Source organism: Frischella sp. Ac48, from assembly GCF_019641635.1.
Classification (GTDB): Bacteria; Pseudomonadota; Gammaproteobacteria; order Enterobacterales; family Orbaceae; genus Frischella; species Frischella japonica.
In genome coordinates this window covers 197,874-215,800 of the sequence record NZ_JAETXP010000003.1, presented here as the reverse complement: position 1 = coordinate 215,800, position 17,927 = coordinate 197,874, and the positions used below count along the sequence as shown (strand labels likewise).

General features: G+C 34.2%; 18 protein-coding genes and 2 tRNA genes. 12 read left to right on the top strand and 8 right to left on the bottom strand.

Annotated features, from left to right (window positions below; genetic code table 11):
* Positions 1 to 45 precede the first annotated feature (45 nt).
* Complete coding sequence (gene ptsH / locus JMI89_RS03375) at positions 46 to 303, bottom strand: phosphocarrier protein Hpr (RefSeq protein ID WP_187756245.1); 258 nt, start codon at positions 301 to 303, stop codon at positions 46 to 48.
* 432 nt (positions 304 to 735) lie between these two features.
* Between ptsH and JMI89_RS03370 the strand changes: the two genes are divergently transcribed.
* The 5 genes from JMI89_RS03370 to JMI89_RS03350 all read left to right on the top strand — a co-directional run bounded on the left by JMI89_RS03370 (position 736) and on the right by JMI89_RS03350 (position 4,286).
* Positions 736 to 811, top strand: a tRNA-His gene (locus JMI89_RS03370).
* 10 nt (positions 812 to 821) lie between these two features.
* Positions 822 to 898, top strand: a tRNA-Pro gene (locus tag JMI89_RS03365).
* Between the two features lie 519 nt (positions 899 to 1,417).
* The gene (locus JMI89_RS03360; protein WP_187756246.1) at positions 1,418 to 2,674 is read left to right on the top strand and encodes an oligosaccharide MFS transporter; all 1,257 of its coding nucleotides are present in this window, start codon (positions 1,418 to 1,420) and stop codon (positions 2,672 to 2,674) included.
* Positions 2,675 to 2,731: 57 nt separating this feature from the next.
* Entirely contained in the window at positions 2,732 to 3,850 is a 1,119-nt protein-coding gene (locus JMI89_RS03355; protein WP_187756247.1) for a glycoside hydrolase family 172 protein, read from the top strand.
* 172 nt (positions 3,851 to 4,022) lie between these two features.
* A complete protein-coding gene (locus JMI89_RS03350) occupies positions 4,023 to 4,286 on the top strand; it encodes a PTS transporter subunit EIIB (RefSeq protein ID WP_187756248.1) in 264 nt (87 codons plus the stop codon).
* Positions 4,287 to 4,350: 64 nt separating this feature from the next.
* On the opposite strand, the gene JMI89_RS03345 is transcribed toward JMI89_RS03350, so the two are convergent.
* The gene (locus JMI89_RS03345; RefSeq protein ID WP_187756249.1) at positions 4,351 to 5,346 is read right to left on the bottom strand and encodes a substrate-binding domain-containing protein; all 996 of its coding nucleotides are present in this window, start codon (positions 5,344 to 5,346) and stop codon (positions 4,351 to 4,353) included.
* Between the two features lie 531 nt (positions 5,347 to 5,877).
* Here JMI89_RS03345 and JMI89_RS03340 point away from each other — a divergent pair.
* The gene (locus tag JMI89_RS03340) at positions 5,878 to 6,897 is read left to right on the top strand and encodes an acyltransferase family protein (RefSeq protein ID WP_220679334.1); all 1,020 of its coding nucleotides are present in this window, start codon (positions 5,878 to 5,880) and stop codon (positions 6,895 to 6,897) included.
* A 307-nt stretch (positions 6,898 to 7,204) separates the two neighbouring features.
* Here JMI89_RS03340 and dnaJ read toward each other — a convergent pair whose 3' ends face one another.
* Positions 7,205 to 8,341 (bottom strand): molecular chaperone DnaJ, encoded by a 1,137-nt coding sequence (dnaJ, locus tag JMI89_RS03335; RefSeq protein ID WP_220679333.1) that lies wholly within the window; start codon positions 8,339 to 8,341, stop codon positions 7,205 to 7,207.
* A 263-nt stretch (positions 8,342 to 8,604) separates the two neighbouring features.
* Positions 8,605 to 10,521, bottom strand: coding sequence for a molecular chaperone DnaK (gene dnaK / locus JMI89_RS03330; RefSeq protein WP_187756252.1), 1,917 nt, complete (start codon positions 10,519 to 10,521; stop codon positions 8,605 to 8,607).
* A gap of 231 nt (positions 10,522 to 10,752) precedes the next feature.
* Here dnaK and satP point away from each other — a divergent pair, with 231 nt between their 5' ends.
* Positions 10,753 to 11,331: an acetate uptake transporter gene (gene satP / locus JMI89_RS03325; protein WP_220679332.1), complete on the top strand. Its 579-nt coding sequence runs from the start codon at positions 10,753 to 10,755 to the stop codon at positions 11,329 to 11,331.
* A gap of 84 nt (positions 11,332 to 11,415) precedes the next feature.
* Here satP and grcA read toward each other — a convergent pair whose 3' ends face one another.
* Positions 11,416 to 11,799, bottom strand: a complete 384-nt coding sequence (gene grcA / locus JMI89_RS03320; protein WP_187756254.1) for an autonomous glycyl radical cofactor GrcA — start codon at positions 11,797 to 11,799, stop codon at positions 11,416 to 11,418.
* Positions 11,800 to 12,069: 270 nt separating this feature from the next.
* On the opposite strand from grcA, the gene ung reads away from it, so the two are divergent.
* Entirely contained in the window at positions 12,070 to 12,771 is a 702-nt protein-coding gene (ung, locus tag JMI89_RS03315; RefSeq protein WP_187756255.1) for a uracil-DNA glycosylase, read from the top strand.
* Between the two features lie 64 nt (positions 12,772 to 12,835).
* On the opposite strand, the gene tusC is transcribed toward ung, so the two are convergent.
* The 3 genes from tusC to fkpA are packed head-to-tail and all read right to left on the bottom strand — an operon-like array spanning position 12,836 to position 14,391.
* Complete coding sequence (gene tusC / locus JMI89_RS03310; protein WP_187756256.1) at positions 12,836 to 13,189, bottom strand: sulfurtransferase complex subunit TusC; 354 nt, start codon at positions 13,187 to 13,189, stop codon at positions 12,836 to 12,838.
* A gap of 22 nt (positions 13,190 to 13,211) precedes the next feature.
* A complete protein-coding gene (gene tusD, locus JMI89_RS03305; protein WP_370633708.1) occupies positions 13,212 to 13,589 on the bottom strand; it encodes a sulfurtransferase complex subunit TusD in 378 nt (125 codons plus the stop codon).
* Positions 13,590 to 13,602: 13 nt separating this feature from the next.
* A complete protein-coding gene (fkpA, locus tag JMI89_RS03300; RefSeq protein ID WP_187756257.1) occupies positions 13,603 to 14,391 on the bottom strand; it encodes an FKBP-type peptidyl-prolyl cis-trans isomerase in 789 nt (262 codons plus the stop codon).
* Between the two features lie 307 nt (positions 14,392 to 14,698).
* On the opposite strand from fkpA, the gene fabZ reads away from it, so the two are divergent.
* The 4 genes from fabZ to rnhB all read left to right on the top strand — a co-directional run bounded on the left by fabZ (position 14,699) and on the right by rnhB (position 17,808).
* Positions 14,699 to 15,145 carry a 3-hydroxyacyl-ACP dehydratase FabZ gene (gene fabZ / locus JMI89_RS03295; RefSeq protein ID WP_187756258.1) on the top strand — a complete coding sequence of 149 codons (447 nt, stop codon included), beginning with the start codon at positions 14,699 to 14,701 and terminating at the stop codon, positions 15,143 to 15,145.
* Between the two features lie 39 nt (positions 15,146 to 15,184).
* Positions 15,185 to 15,976, top strand: coding sequence for an acyl-ACP--UDP-N-acetylglucosamine O-acyltransferase (gene lpxA / locus JMI89_RS03290; protein ID WP_187756259.1), 792 nt, complete (start codon positions 15,185 to 15,187; stop codon positions 15,974 to 15,976).
* Between the two features lie 66 nt (positions 15,977 to 16,042).
* Positions 16,043 to 17,203, top strand: a complete 1,161-nt coding sequence (lpxB, locus tag JMI89_RS03285; protein ID WP_220679329.1) for a lipid-A-disaccharide synthase — start codon at positions 16,043 to 16,045, stop codon at positions 17,201 to 17,203.
* Complete coding sequence (gene rnhB / locus JMI89_RS03280; protein ID WP_187756261.1) at positions 17,203 to 17,808, top strand: ribonuclease HII; 606 nt, start codon at positions 17,203 to 17,205, stop codon at positions 17,806 to 17,808. Before lpxB ends, rnhB begins: the two co-directional genes overlap by 1 nt.
* The last annotated feature ends 119 nt before the right edge of the window (positions 17,809 to 17,927 follow it).

The window sequence follows — 17,927 nt, the reverse complement described above, 5'->3', positions numbered from 1 at the left end:
GATGATATTATAGAAATTTAACATTTTTAAATTCGGAAGGAGGAATTATTCAAGCTCTGGTATTAGCTTGACCAGATGGTCGACAGCTTCTTTTTCGTCTTCACCATCAGCGGAAATGGTAATTACTGTTCCCTGAGTTAACCCTAAGGTTTGTAATTTAAATAAACTTTTTGCACTCGCAGTTTTGCCATTTGAAGTCACCGTTATCTCAGAATTAAACGCTTTTGCTTCTTTGACAAATTGAGCGGCCGGCCGAGTATGCAGACCATTTGGTGCAGTGATAGTGACATCTTGCCTATGCATGTTTATGTACCCCTAAGTATAATATATTTTGTTCAATATAAATAAAATTCATGATAAATACCAGTTGATTTATCATCTATTACGAACTAACTATGGCTGCTATTATGGCGAGGAAATTGGATTGAAACAAGTATAAATGTTAACCCATTGTTATTTATAAGATTTATCTGACATAAGATCGCATTCATTCCTTAAAAATAGTAAAATTTATAAAATATCCGCTTATCAATATTTTAATTTTTTATAACGCTATAATTTATTAAATAAATTCAAATTTTCTGTTTAATTAATCCGATGTCTTGACAGTTCTCTTAATATAAAACACAACATTTTATCAAGCCGATTATAATATAAGCAGTTAGACACTGCTTGATAAAAAATTTACTGGACAAATCTCCGCTAAATGCGTAATATTGCGTCCTGATTCGTATGGTGGCTATAGCTCAGTTGGTAGAGCCCTGGATTGTGATTCCAGTTGTCGTGGGTTCGAGTCCCATTAGCCACCCCACTTATTCTGACGGCGAGTAGCGCAGCTTGGTAGCGCAACTGGTTTGGGACCAGTGGGTCGGAGGTTCGAATCCTCTCTCGCCGACCAATTTAATATAAAAAAGCCTACCTATTCGAGTAGGCTTTTTTATTATCTTAATTTCAATGAGTTATCATTCAACTTTAGCTAAATATTCTTCCGCCATTTATTAGTTAGCCATTCACATACAAGACTCAATCAGCAATGAAATTATGATAACAGATATTATCGAATTAATTATTATTCAAACTAATTTAGCGTGAAAAAAGATTGGAACGCTTATATAAAAAAAATGGGCACACAAAATCGATCACCCAAATTGTACCTTGACAAAAAGTTAATCTAAAATAAGCCATACCTGTAGTTAATAACTCATATTACTTAAAATAAAATGCAACAGTTACAACGTTTTACACCAAATGAGCTATACGAGTTAATTTTCGTTTTTATAGGGTGAAAAATAAACTATTGTTTTATTAAAAATAAACAAATTACGTGATCTTGCTCTCATTTATGAAAGTTTAGATTTCTGGCTAAAAATTTAGCTAATTAGTCTAAATCTACTTTCCTTAGATGGAGCATAAAAAAATGAGTACTGCATTCTATAAAAATACCAACTATTGGTTTTCATCTTGTTACAGTATGGTCTATTATGCGGCAGGAAGTTTAGTCTTTTCCTTTTACGCAATCTGGCTAAGTAAGAAAATTGGTTTAACCGCTGAACAAACTGGCATTCTTTACTCTTGCAATTATTTTATTGCCTTAATCATCATGTTCTTTTATGGCATCACTCAAGATAAATTGGTTTTGCGTAAACATTTAGTTTGGTTTCAAAGTTTGATCATCACCGGTGGTGCGCCGTTTTTAATTTATGTTTATGAACCATTACTACGCTCCCATTTTTATATTGGTGTTATTTCCGGCAGTATTTATTTAGGTTTTGGCTGGATAGCTGGAATGGGATTAATTGATTCTTATTGTGAAAAAATAAGCCGGGCTTTTGGTTTTGAATTCGGACAAGCTCGTACATGGGGATGCATTGCCTATGCTATCGGTACCTTCATTGCAGGAATACTTATTTCAAAAAATCCACATCTTAATTTTTGGGCAGCTTCCGTAATTGGTCTTTTATTTATTACGTTAAATATCTTATTTAAACCTGATTTAAGTAGAGCTAATTTATCAATGGTCAAAGTCAATGAACCATTGAAATTAAATGAGATTATTGCTGTTTTCAAATTAAAAGATTTCTGGGTTTTCGTCATATACGTATTAGGAACTTACAGTTTATACAATATCTATGATCAACAACTCTTCCCTGTTTATTTTACTAATCTATTTGGTAATGAAGGCGCAGGATATGAAATATATGGTATGTTAAATTCGTTACAAGTATTTCTTGAAGCAGCTGTTATGTTTACTGTGCCATTTATTGTCAATAAAGTTGGGGCTAAAAATGCACTTATCTTTGCAGCATGTGTGTCAGCAGCTAGAATCTTAATGACTGGCTATGCCGAATCAATTTTCTTTATCTCAATTATCAAATTAATGCACTGTCTCGAAATTACAACTGTTTTGGTTGCAGTGTTTAAATATATTGCCCTTAATTTTGATAAACGTTTATCCGCCACCGTTTTTTTAGTTGGTTATCAAGTCGCTGGTTCCGTCGGTGTCATTCTATTTTCGACTATTGCCGGTAATTTTTATGATGCCAATGGCCCTGCCGCTACCTTTAAAGGTCTGGGATTTATCGTTGTCTTATTTATGATTTTTGCCATTGCGTTTTTAAATAGTGAAAAGAAAAGTTTGGTGCAAAATCATAATTCGATTAATGACGTTAACTAATCGAGTTACATAATATTTTAATATAAATTATCGCATAATTAACTACGAGGTATCATAATGAATTTACTTAGCTCTGTAACTACATTTCAACACGAACAAACACGTACAATATCGCCCGAAAATATGACCGGTGAAAAAGGTAAATCATGCATGGCAGCCAGCCATCTCGGACCAAGTCGAAAAGGCAGTGGTTATATTCGTATTAAAAGCGGTGAAAGCGTAACCATTGCTGATATTAAAGGGCCTGCTGAAATCCGCCATATTTGGTTCACACTGACAGATAAAACGGTTCGTGGTAGCTTTGTTTTACGTGATGTTGTTATTCGAATTTATTGGGATGATGAACAAGTGCCATCGGTTGAATCGCCTATTGGGGACTTTTTCTGTAACGGTTTTGGTGCCCGTTGTGATATCAACTCGTTACCTATTGTAGTGAACCCTACTGGTGGATTTAATAGCTACTTTAGAATGCCATTTAATAAATCAGCTAAAATTGTTATCACTAATGAACATGAAGCTGATCTTGAACATTTCTTCTTTACTGTCAATTATGCCTTGATGCCACAACCCTTTGTTGAACCGCTATATTTTCACGCACAATGGCGCCGTCAACGTGTGACTAACCCTGGGGTTGATTATGTCATTATCGATAATGTTAAAGGTCACGGCTATTATGTGGGAACTTATCTTGCTCTTACCGCTCTAGAACGTTACTGGTGGGGTGAAGGCGAATTTAAATTTTATTTAGATGGTGACTCCGACTATCCAACACAAAATTCTACCGGATCCGAAGATTATTTTGGTGGTGCTTGGGCATTTCATCATCGTGATGATAAAGGGCGTGCTTCGGCGCAATGCTTCCAAACTCTATTTGTGGGTTATCCATGGCAAACGAATCGCGATCATACACGAGATTATTTTCAAACTGGTGATGCCAATCCAGTGCATGGTTTTGGCGATGATGCTTTACCAATGCATGGGCTATATCGCTGGCACTTACCTGATCCAATTGCTTTTCATGAAGATCTTAAAGTAACTTTCCAACAAATTGGTAATGATGATATTCGTTTATATGAACGGCAAGATGATATTGCTACTGTGGCATATTGGTATCAAAACCCAACGCAAAATCATAATCCAGTTTTCCCAAATCAACAACAACGTTTGCCGCGTTAGGATAACAATTTTCCACAACCTAGCGTATTTAAAAATTCCCTAGGTTGTGCTTAATAGCAACAATGAAAAACTGCAACGTCAATTCAGACTTGTAAGTTGTAAAACTTTAACTTTAGTAAGCTAAATATCACTTACTGCTAATCCGATTTAGATAAATAAGAGAAACGATAAAATGACAAAAAGTTATTTAAAAATGGTAATGGAACTTGTTTCATTACTCGGAGGTGCCGAAAATATTAATTTTGTTACCCATTGCGCTACGCGCTTGAGAATTGATATTAAAGATAGCAAACTTGTGCATAAAGATAAAATCGCAGAATTAGAATCTGTAGCAAATATATCGGAAACTGAAGGTAAATATCATATCGTGACAGATCAAGATAAACTAGATGGAGTATTCAGTGAATTAGAAAAAACTTTAGAGCAAAAACATTAACACCTCATTAACATTTGCTATGCTAAGCAATACCTTTTAAATCGATATAATCTATTTAAAATTATTACTGATGATAAAAAATGGTACTTGGTTGAATATAAGTTAACGATCGCTTGAGCACCTTTCGCTCAATGAGTAATTGGATGTTCTTAAAACAGTTTTCTGCCATAGCATCATAGTTTTGTGCAATAATATCAACGTCATAGCATAGCAAATTGTGATACAAGTTATAATCATAAGAACACAAATAGATATCCTGACGCTGAACATGTTGTGCTTTCAAATATAATAACACCCCTTCTAAAAGATTGCCGGAAGGGGTGAAAATAGCTCTCGGTATCCGACCGATTTGATTTACCAAAGTTTGTGTAAGATAATAACCTAAATTTTCTCGGTATTGCTCACATATAATCCAGTTAGATTTAACAGTTAATCCGGCTAATTCAATACCGTGTTTAAACCCGATTAAGCGTTCATTAATTGTTGATAATTGACTATCTCCGGCCAGAAAATAAAACTCCCCTAATTCTTTGGCTTTCTGTGCAATTAACGTTGCGACTGATTGAATAGATTCACTGGTTACACAGGGAATAGAACTACCCGAAATATAACGATCATAAAATAGGATTGGGGTATTGTCTTTAATCTGTTGATAAAAAGCATCATCAGTTAAAGAAGTAATCGTGATGATACCATCCACTTTACGTTCTAGTAAATTTTGGACTGATACTACTTCTTGATGTGCATCATAATGGCTACTGGCAATCAATAATTGAATACCTTGTTGACTCGCTATGGTCTCTAACTTATGCAAAAACAATGAAAAACTGATATTTGAAATATCCGGTACAATCACTCCAATGGTCTTGGTGCGGGTGGCTTTAATAATTGCGCGTTGAATATGCGGTTGTTGTTGATATTGCTTAGCAATATTAATTACCTTGGTTCGGGTGCATTCGGAAATTCTATGTCGCGTTACATTGCCATTAAAAATATGACTAACAGTCGTTGTCGAAACCCCTGCCATCTGAGCAATGTCTTTAAATTTTATTTTTTTCATATCATATTGATACAGTGAATCATGAATGACATTAACCAGCAATCAGTTTGATAATATACACTATGTTTAGTATATTTAGTATTGAAAAAGCACCACGTATTTTCAAATTCATGACAATCAAAAAATTATCCAAAATTGCCACTAAGCAAGCTCACTATATGACTTTTTTATTTATATTGTTAGCTTTCAACAATACATCAATATCTGTAATGATAAATTTATCTGGCAAATATATTATCAGCTTGATTTTGTTTTGAAAGCATTGAGTTAGTATATTTTCATCTGTTTGTTTTCCAATAAATTTAATTTTAAACCTTTCTTATTTGATATGTTAATTTAACCTGTTGATTTTTTTATCCTTTACTTTATGTTCTCACGTAAATCTTTATATATGTTGACTTTAACATCTAATATAGATAGGCTTCTCTCACAAAAAATGGTTAATCTTTACCTAATTTAAAGGTCAATGGCAATCATAATAAAAGAAAAAACCTTTGGTTTAATAAAAAAAATAATATTTAAAGAGTGAAAATGTCAAAAATAAGATACTCAAATTTTGAATTACTCAGAATTCTTGCTATGTTATTAATTGTAACCCATCATTATTCAGTTCATGGTGATTGGTATTTTGAATCAGGTGTTTCATTTAATAAACTTTATATTCAATCATTATCTATCGGGGGTAAGGTTGGGGTTAATCTTTTTGTATTGATATCCGCTTTTTTTCTTAGTAAACAAAATAATCTTAATATAAAAGATTCAGTCATTAAGATTATCACACCAGTATACTTTTATTCATTAACAATAGCTTGTATACTTTTCTTTTTCAAAGATATTTCAATAAAAGAAATAATTAAATCATTAATTCCTGTTGGATATTGGTTTGTTAATGCATTTTTATTAATGGTTATTTTTAGTCCCTTTATAAATATCATCGTTGAAAATATTCAACAAAAAACTCATTTAATTATAATAACCATATCCACAATTATTCTAAATATTCCTATCCTGAATATTGAAATAGGAAATTTTGGTTTTTTTGTTTATCTTTATTTTATATCAGCTTACATAAAAAAATATTTAGCAGATTTTAAATTCAATAACCTATTGCTAAATTTAATAATTATATTGTCTGTTTCTGCTGTATTTATATCAATTCTGTTACTAGATTATCTTTCTTTAAAAAATATATCATTTAATCATCCGCTATATTTCATTAAAGAAAGATCGATCTTTATAATAATTATATCAATTTCCTTATTTATTTTGTTTAAACAAATGAAGATTACAAAATCTGAATTTATAAATTTATTGGCATCAACAACATTTGGTATTTATTTGATACATGATAATTATCTTATTAGATCATTTATTTGGAACGATCTTTTAAAGGTTACTCAATATTTTAATAGTAACCTAATTTATATAATGTCAATTTTATCAATATTATTAGTTTTTTTTATTTGTTCGCTTATTGAACTATTGAGGCGTTTTTTATTCAAGTTGATATGTGTTTCACTCAATTTCAATAAAAATAAACTATCTATATAAAAATTTGAGACTAACTATAAAATATAAAAATTCATAATCTTTTTTGAACAATTAGAGCATAATATATATATTATGTGCCCCCTATGATAATTACATTTTTTTATAGGGTTAATAATTTATTCTTTTAGGTCATTAAGACAACAAAAAATTTTAAATAAAAAAATAATTTCACATTCAATGTTAAATCAGTATTTTTTAACTCTTTCGCTGGCATCAAATTTATTGATTTTTGTCATCCATAAAAAAACCGACATATCACTTGTCGGTTTTTTATCTATTAATCGTTATTGAAATAATATCTCATTCGTTACCCAAAGAATTTTTTCACTTTATCAAAAAAACTTTTCTCTTTTGGACTATGTTTTGAACCTTTGTCACCCTTGAGACTTTCACCAAACTCTTTTAGCAATTCTTTCTGTTTTGAAGTCAGGTTAACCGGGGTTTCAACAATAACATGACAATATAAATCACCCATTGTACCACCACGTAGAGATATCACTCCTTTCCCTTTAAGTCGGAAAACTTTACCTGTTTGTGTTTCAGCAGGAATAGTTAAACTTACTTTACCATTTAAGGTTGGCACTTCCACATTTCCACCTAATGAGGCCAATGCAATATTGATTGGAATTTCACAATGCAGATTAATGCCATCACGTTCAAAAATATCATGTTTTCTAACCTGGACTTGAACAAACAAATCACCTGCAGAAGCTCCATTTCGACCAGCTTCTCCTTCACCAGACAATCGAATACGATTACCAGTATCAACACCTGCAGGAATGGTAACCGATAATGTCTTAGTTTTTTGAATACGCCCATCACCATGGCATTTTTTACACGGATTCTTAATAATTTTACCCGTACCATGACAAGTTGGGCACTCTTGTTGCACAGCAAAAAAGCCTTGTCGCATTTGCACAACACCACTACCATGACAAGTATCACAAGTTTTAACATCTGATGCATTTTCTGCACCTTTACCGTGACACACATCACAAACTACTGCAGTTGGTACTTTTATCTCTTTTGAAACACCGGCAGCCGCTTCTTCTAGTGTTAATGTAATATTGTATTGTAAATCATTACCGCGCGCTTCCGCCTGTGCACGACTACGCCCACGACCGCCACCGAAAAATTCACTAAAAATATCACCAAAAGCATCACCAAAATCAGCACCACTTTGGAACCCACCGAAACCACCAGCACCAGCACCTTGTTCAAAGGCAGCATGACCATATTGATCATAAGCAGCTTTCTTTTGCGGATCCGTCAAAACTTCATACGCTTCCTTAACTTCTTTAAATTTTGCTTCGGCTTCAGTCTTATTATCCTGATTCTTATCTGGATGATATTTCATGGCAAGACGCTTATAAGCTTTTTTTATTTCACGCTCATCAGCACTTTTATTTACCCCTAAAATTTCATAATAATCTTTTTTTGCCATATTAACCCTTACTTTAATTCAAATTATTTTATTTAAGTGCCTAACTAAAATTGGTTAAAACAAGCAAAACTTCTGTTCTCTAAGCACTTTATTCATAATAAACAAACATTATCTAATAGATTACTTACCTACCCATAATCTATTAAACAAAATATACACATTCATTAAAAACAACTAAACGGGCTTGAGTTACCTCTTGCCCGTTTTGATTTCCCTACTTCAAGCGATCTGAAGTAACTGTTGAATCCTTAAATAATTCATTATTACTTATTGTCATCAACTTCTTTGAAGTCGGCATCAACAACATCATCTTCTGGCTTGCCACTTGTAGCTTGTTCTGCACCTTGTTGTGCCTGAGCCTGAGCTTGATTTTGTGCAATTTCTAGCAATTTTTGCGAAGCTTCCTCTAGTGCTTTAATCTTCGCTTCAATTTCTGCTTTATCTTCACCACGTGCAGCCACTTCTAAAGCACTTACCGCATCTTCAATCGCTTTCTTATCATCAGCAGTTAATTGATCACCCGCATCACTCACTTGTTTACGAGTACTATGTACCAGATGATCAGCCTGATTACGAATCTGAGCTAATTCTGCAAATTTACGGTCTGCTTCCGCATTCACTTCTGCGTCATGTACCATTTTTTGGATTTCTTCTTCACTTAAACCTGAAGACGCTTTAATGGTAATATTTTGTTCGCGACCAGTATTTTTATCTTTCGCTGATACATGTAGGATACCATCAGCATCAATATCAAAGGTTACTTCGATTTGTGGCATACCACGAGGTGCGGCTTGAATACCATCAAGATTGAATTGACCTAATGATTTGTTGTCACCAGCACGTTTACGTTCACCTTGTAACACATGAATTGTTACCGCTGATTGGTTATCTTCCGCAGTTGAGAATACTTGACTATGTTTAGTCGGGATAGTGGTATTCTTTTCAATTAACGGAGTCATCACACCACCCATAGTTTCAATACCCAATGATAATGGGGTGACGTCAAGTAATAACACATCTTTAACATCGCCACCTAATACACCACCTTGTACTGCGGCACCCACTGCCACGGCTTCATCTGGATTAACGTCCTTACGCGGTTCTTTACCAAAGAAGTCTGCCACTGCTTTTTGTACCATCGGCATACGGGTTTGACCACCAACTAAGATCACGTCTTGAATATCTGAGACAGATAAACCAGCGTCTTTTAAAGCAGTCTTCACAGGATCCATTGAACGTTTAACTAAATCTTCAACTAAAGATTCTAATTTAGCTCGTGTCACTTTGATATTTAAATGTTTAGGACCCGATGCATCAGCTGTGATATATGGTAAGTTAATATCTGTTTGTTGAGCTGATGATAATTCAATTTTCGCCTTTTCTGCTGCTTCTTTTAAACGTTGCATAGCAAGTGGATCATTTTTCAAATCAACACCTTGCTCACGTTTAAATTCTTCAACTAAATAGTTGATTAAGCGTGAGTCAAAATCTTCTCCACCTAGGTGAGTATCACCATTAGTCGCTAATACTTCAAATGTTTTTTCACCGTCTACTTCATCAATCTCGATGATAGAAATATCAAATGTACCACCACCAAGGTCATATACAGCGATAGTTCGGTTACCCACATCTTTGTCTAAACCATAAGCAAGAGCTGCCGCTGTTGGTTCGTTGATAATACGTTTAACATCTAAACCAGCAATACGACCAGCATCTTTAGTTGCTTGACGTTGTGCATCATTAAAATAAGCAGGAACAGTAATAACTGCTTCAGTTACTGGCTCACCAAGATAATCTTCGGCTGTTTTTTTCATTTTCTTCAATACTTCAGCAGAAATTTGTGGTGGAGCAATTTTTTGACCTTTAACATCAACCCATGCATCGCCATTATCTGCTTTAACAATTTTATATGGCATGATGCCAACATCACGTTGTACTTCAGCGTCTTCATAACGACGACCGATTAAACGTTTAATAGCAAATAATGTATTTTGTGGATTAGTAACTGCTTGACGTTTAGCAGGTTGACCTACTAAGATTTCGTTATCTTGTGTATAAGCAATAATCGATGGTGTAGTACGATCGCCTTCCGCATTTTCTAATACGCGAGCTTGCCCATTATCCATCACTGCAACACATGAATTTGTTGTACCTAAATCGATACCAATAATTTTACCCATAATAATCTTCTCCTAAAATCCTATACTATTTCTTGTATATAAGATCGAAATATATTTTTTCAAGACCTTAAAATTCACAAGGAATTATTTGTTTCCATATAAATGGGAGCATTAGCTTCAATATCAAGGGGTGAAAATAAAAAAATTTTTTCATCGCTCTTGATCGCAAGATTGTCTCACCGTATTATTACCACGCTTTAAACTTTAGTTACACATATATATAGGATTTTTATGGAAAATATTAAACTTGCTAATCCAGGACCATTAGGTCTTATGGGCTTTGGTATGACCACTGTATTATTAAATATTCATAATGCGGGATTCTTTCCGGTTGCGACTGCAATCGTTGCTATGGGTATTTTTTATGGTGGCCTAGCGCAAGTCATCGCCGGAATTTTAGAATTCCGCAAAGGTAATACGTTTGGTACGACCGCATTTACTTCTTATGGCTTTTTCTGGATAGCGCTTGTCGGTATCTGGTATTTACCAACATCGCCAGCTACTGCAGCTACCGATAAAACATTCTTAGGTATCTTCTTAGCGTTATGGGGAATTTTCACTGCCTTTATGTTTATTGGCACTTTGAAAGCGAATAAAGTTTTACAATTTGTATTTGGTAGTTTAGCAATTTTATTTGCTTTATTAGCGATTGGTAATATATGTGGTAATCACACTATTATTAATATTGCAGGTTTTGAAGGCATTATTTGTGGGGCAAGTGCGATTTATTTGGCAATGGCAGAAGTGCTAAATGAACAATACGGTCGTACAATATTACCCATTGGTGCTGCGAAAAGTTCAAGTCACTAAGAGTGACTATTTTAAGACAAATTGTCAATTCGATAAAAAATAACCCAGTTATTACACTGGGTTATTTAAAATAAAACAACGTTATTACATGTTAGTCGTAAAAGTACGGGAAATAACATCACGTTGTTGTTCAGGAGTTAATGAATTAAACCGAACAGCATAACCTGAAACACGAATAGTTAATTGAGGATAATTTTCTGGATGTTTAACTGCATCTTCTAAAGTTTCACGGCGTAAAACGTTAACATTTAAGTGCTGACCACCCTCAACCTTAATGGTTGGCGCGATATCTAATGGAATTTCACGATATTCGAAGTTTCCGAGCTCTGCTTTCGGCACAACTTGATCTTCTTTATAAATCGCTTTAGCTGCTACACAACGAGCTTCGTTAGTTGTATCGTCTAATAACCAGAAAGAATTTTGAAGAGCCGCATTATCTGCTTTTGTAATTTGGATACCTGTAATCATTTTAAACCCTCCTTCCGAGCTTAATTTATTTCTCTAAATTTTTATAACGTCACTACTATAGCACTTATAATTTTTGATTTAAATCAAAATAAACTATTAATCTAATAATTATTTCCTTTACTATTATTTTTATACCTTTAAACATATTGTAAAATACTTGGCTAACTGATACGCAAACCATGTTTAATGTTAGGTGTATTGCCATTTTTCGGTATAATTAATAGTACTATGTACCACTTCAATGATTACTACTGAGAATAAAGATTATATATGACAAAACAACTTACCTGGCACGACGTTATTGGTGACGAAAAAGAAAAGACATATTTTCAACAGATTATGCAATTTGTCACAAACGAACGAAATAGTAGCAAGATCATCTATCCCCCCCAAAAAGATGTATTTAACGCATTTCGATTTACCCCTTTTTCTGATATTAAAGCCGTTATTTTAGGACAAGATCCATATCATGGTCCCAATCAAGCTCATGGGTTATCTTTTTCAGTTTTACCGGGTATTAAACCACCACCATCCTTACAAAATATGTATAAAGAGCTGACTAATGATATTATTGGTTTTCAAATGCCTAATCATGGTTATTTAGGATACTGGGCTGAACAAGGTGTGTTGTTACTCAATAATGTATTAACCGTTCAGGCGGGTCATGCTCATTCACATGCTAAAATTGGTTGGGAAACCTTTACTGACCATGTTATTGATGCGATTAATGAACATCTTAGCGGTGTAGTCTTTTTATTATGGGGATCACCCGCTCAGAAAAAGGGACAATTTATTGATCGGCAAAAACATCATGTTTTAACTTCTGTACATCCTTCACCATTATCTGCTCATCGTGGATTTTTTGGCTGTCGACATTTTTCGAAAACCAATGAAATATTACTACAGCAAGGCAAAACACCTATTGACTGGCAGCCTCGATTACCTAGTGAATCGATAAAATCATCACAATAAAAAGCGAGGTACAAAAACTAATTTTAATGAATTAGAAAGTGGTAATGTTATTTCATACCAATATTTACATATTGATAATAACATCATGCTTAGCGAGTAGATTAGCTATCTCAGTGTTGGTAATAGCCTGAAAATTGATCACCGATTGTGTTATTGTAAGATTTAATTCGGTCATCGAATCAGTACTTGCATAAATATTGGTGACATCATAGAGTTCCAACATTGCTAGTGTAGATATATAATCGCGCATTAAGATCTTATCAGGTTGTTGGTCAGTTAATAAATGAAAAATTCCATAATGGATAAAAAACACCGAAATCGTGTTAATGTCAGATAAGGATAGAGCTAAATCTAGTGCCTCACGCCCGTTACTAGTTCCATATGGAGGATGACTAAAGATAATAGCAACTTGTTTCACGGTAATGGCGGCTCGTCATAAATTAAAACTGTATAACTCTATCACTATTGGCAATTGAATCACTCAATTCACCTAACCCTACACACTGAAATAATGAGCCAACATTATTATGAGGCGATTGATTCACTACACCACGGCGTTGCGCAGCGGCAATACAGACAAACAAAGGAATGTGATAAGTTTCTGAAAACTGTTGCCAAGCAGTAACGATAGCAAATTCATCATTTGCTGGATTGACAAAATCATTTGCATTAAGTGTACCATCGGCATAAAAGAAAATTGACTTGATATGATGCAATGTGTTATCGATTAAGGAATGACAAAATTGATAAGCACAAGACGATGACTGGGTCCCATAGGCTGGACCCATCACCAGAATGGTATAATTCAAACCATCCATTTTAAGTAAATTATTACTCTGTTTCGTTTTCATTTGTAGTATTATCTTGATCGTTTTGATCATTAATACCCAATAATTCAACTTCAAATACTAAAGTAGAAGCAGCAGGAATATTTGGATTTGCTTGATCACCATAAGCCAATTCAGGTGGCACCACTAATTTAATTTTTCCACCCACACCAATTAATTGAATACCTTCTTTCCAACCTTTAATTACTTTAGATAATGGAAACTGAGCCGTTTCACCACGATCATATGAACTATCGAATTTTTTACCGTCAATTAATGTTCCAACATAATGAACAATCACCGTATCATCGGCGGTTGGATGTTCTCCTTTACCTTCATCAATAATTTGATATAGTAAACCTGAATCCGTTTTTTTAACACCTGACTGTGTAGCAAATTTTTCTCGATATTTTTCACCCGCTTCACGATTAGCACTTATACGCGCTTCAGCTTCTTTTTCAAGACGACGATCTAATCCTTTAAGAATCGTTTCAATTTCTTCTCGATTATATTTCGCTTTGTCACTTAAAGCGTCTCTGAAACCATTACCTATATAATCGGCATCGAGTACGACATCACTACGCTCAAGATTTTCCTTTAGATAACTTCCCATTGATACACCAACAGCATAAGCTTCATCTTTTTGATCATACTGTTTATCTGTATTTACTGTAGTACTAACTTCCGTACTAGTTGGTTGTACTGGATTGGTTTCTGCTTTTTTTTCATCACAACCTGTTAATGCAAAAATAATTGCGCTACCAAGTAATGTCATTTTTAATAATGATTTCATCTAAATCTCTCCAAATATTAAACTATTTATTTTTTCTTTCCATAACAAAAAAGTTAAGTTTGCAACATTATATAGAAATATTTAATTGTTAGTATCTATTTTACAAAATAGTTAAGGTTATTGTCTATTAATCTTGATTGTATCTAATTAAATGATTTCATCTTATTGATTATAAATCATGGCCTCATTTCATATTTCTTTATTTGAAGTAAATATATTAAATAAAAAATTGAAACGATTCCCCCAATCAACAACATCAGTTATAATGTCACACAATATAAGTTAGTATTTAAAAAGGATGAATATTTTGAGCACCGAACTAAATTCTCTTGATATTGAAGAAATTATTCGTTTATTACCGCATCGTTTCCCATTTCTAATGGTTGATCGCGTTGTAAGCTATGAAAAAGGTAAAACGCTGCGAGCAATTAAAAATGTATCAGTAAATGAACCTTTTTTCCAAGGTCATTTCCCGAATAAACCCGTTTTTCCTGGCGTATTAATTTTAGAAGCTATGGCACAAGCAACCGGTATTTTGGCTTTCAAAAGCATTCAGGAACTTACACCAGGGCAGCTCTATTATTTTGCCTCAATTGATAAAGCGCGTTTTAAACGACCTGTTGTACCAGGTGATCAAATGATTCTAGATGTCACATATGTGAAAGAACGTCGTGGTATTGCATTATTTCATGGAGTTGCTACTGTTGATGGACAACTTGTGTGTGAAGCCGAAATGATGTGTGCGCGTAAATAATTTAATAAAGTGCTGACAATACCGATTTAAGGAAAGTTTATGGCAATTGACAAATCAGCTGTAATCCATCCAAGTTCTATCATCGAAGATGGTGCAATTATTCATGCCAATGTAAAAATTGGTCCATTTTGCTATATTGGCGCTAATGTTGAAATTGGTTCTGGTACCGAATTAAAATCACATATCGTCATTAATGGCCATACTAAACTAGGTCAAGATAATAAAATCTATCAATTTGCATCGATTGGTGAGGACAACCAAGATCTAAAATATCAAGGTGAGCCAACGCAAACGATAATTGGTGACCGTAATCGAATTCGAGAAAGTGTCACCATTCACCGTGGAACTATCCAAGGTAGTAATGTTACCCGCATCGGAAGCGATAATTTATTAATGATTAATGCTCATATTGCACACGATTGCCAAGTCGGTGACCACTGCATTTTAGCAAATAACGCAACCTTAGGGGGTCATGTACAATTAGATAATTATGTTATTATTGGTGGTATGACTGCTGTACATCAATTTTGTGTTATTGGTTCACACGCAATGATAGGCGGTTGTTCCGGTGTCGCACAAGATGTGCCACCTTATTTAATTGCACAAGGTAATCACGCAACACCGTTTGGTGTCAATTTGGTTGGTTTAAAACGGCGTGGTTTTAGTAAAGATGCATTACAAGCCATTAATAATAGTTATAAATTACTCTATCGTAACGGATTGTCGCTAGAAGAAGCTAAAAATAGCATTAGCGAAATTGCTCAATCGCACCCTGAAGCAAATCAATTTCTTAATTTTTTTGCTCGTTCAACGCGAGGCATCATACGATAAAGCCTTAAAAGGCAAGACACAACTTGCCTTTGCTTCTAAACATCAATAACCTATTCTAAGAATATCATGACAATTAAACACACAAAACCGCCCTTAACCATTGCAATAGTTGCCGGAGAAACCTCTGGTGATATTTTGGGAGCAGGATTAATTCGGTCGTTAAAAGCTCGTTATCCTAATATAAAGTTTGTGGGTATTGCCGGTCCAAATATGCAAGCAGAAGGTTGTGAAGCATGGTATCAAATGGAAGAATTATCTGTGATGGGAATTGTGGAAGTGCTTGGCAAACTAAAAAGAATTCTTACCATTCGCCAAGATATTACCAAAAGGATCAAAGCGCTAAAACCCGATGTATTTATTGGTATTGATGCTCCAGATTTTAATCTGAGTTTAGAAGGTAAACTTAAACGAAATGGCATAAAAACTATTCATTACGTGAGTCCATCTGTTTGGGCTTGGAAACAAAAACGTGTATTTAAAATTAAACGTAATACCCATTTAATTTTAACATTCTTACCATTTGAAAAAACCTTTTATGATAAATTTGCGGTACCATGTCGCTTCATAGGTCATAAAATGGCCGATGATATTGCGCTTGAGCCCGATAAACTGGCGATGCAAACTAAACTTAATATTCCACGTGATGTTAAAGTGTTGTCGATATTACCGGGAAGTCGTCATGCTGAGGTAACCTTATTATCTGAACCATTTTTAAAAGCTGCACAGTTGGTTCGTCAGTCTATACCTGATTTACACATTCTTGTCCCCTTAGTTAATGCGAAACGTCGTCAGGAATTTGAGCAAATTCAATCGAAAGTTGCGCCTGATTTAACGTTACATTTACTCGATGGTCATGCCCGTGAAGCGATGATTGCCAGCGATGCGGCAATCTTAGCATCGGGTACTGTAGCATTAGAATGTATGCTAGCCAAATGTCCAATGGTTGTAGGTTATAAAATGAAACCATTAACTTTCTGGTTGGCAAAAAAATTAGTTAAAACTCAATATGTTTCATTACCAAATATATTAGCAGGAAAAGCAATTGTACCTGAACTATTACAAGATGAATGTACGCCAGAAAATATTGCTCAACAAATTTTACCATTATTAAACAATAATAATACAACATTAAAGCAAACCTTTTTGGCTCTACATCAACAAATTCGTTGCCATGCCGATGAACAAGCTGCTAATGCTGTTTTAGATGTTATAGGAGTGAATCAATAATGTTTATCTATCCTGATATAACTTTAATTGCTGGTGTCGACGAAGTTGGCAGAGGTCCGTTATGTGGGGATGTCGTTACCGCTGCGGTTATATTAGATCCTAATAATCCTATTGAAGGATTAGCTGACTCTAAAAAATTGTCGGAAAAAAAACGTGAATATTTATTCGAAATTATCAAAGAAAAAGCGCTAGCATGGCATATTGCCCGAGCCTCAGTTGCCGAAATTGATCAACTTAACATTCTCCATGCCACAATGTTAGCAATGCAACGTGCTGTTACTGGTCTTTCAATTAAACCTAATTTAATATTAGTAGATGGTAACCGCGCCCCTGATTTTGGTGTTAAAGCCCAACCGGTCATAAAAGGAGATAGTTTAGTTCAAGAAATTGGTGCAGCATCAATTCTTGCCAAAGTGACGCGTGACAGAGAAATGATTGAGCTTGACAAACTTTATCCCCAATATGGTTTACACAAACATAAAGGCTATCCAACTAAAGCCCATTTAGATGCAATTAGTCAACATGGCGTTAATGAGATTTACCGTAAAAGTTTTGCTCCGGTTAAACGATTGTTAATTAATAACTTATCCATAAATAGCCAATGAATGACTAAATCGTTGCTTGATTTAGTCATCTCGTGCCATCGTTATTGCTATCTAACTTTTATGTTACTCATTTCAATCATTAATGAAATACCAAACTCTAATTAGCGTTTCCAGTAATA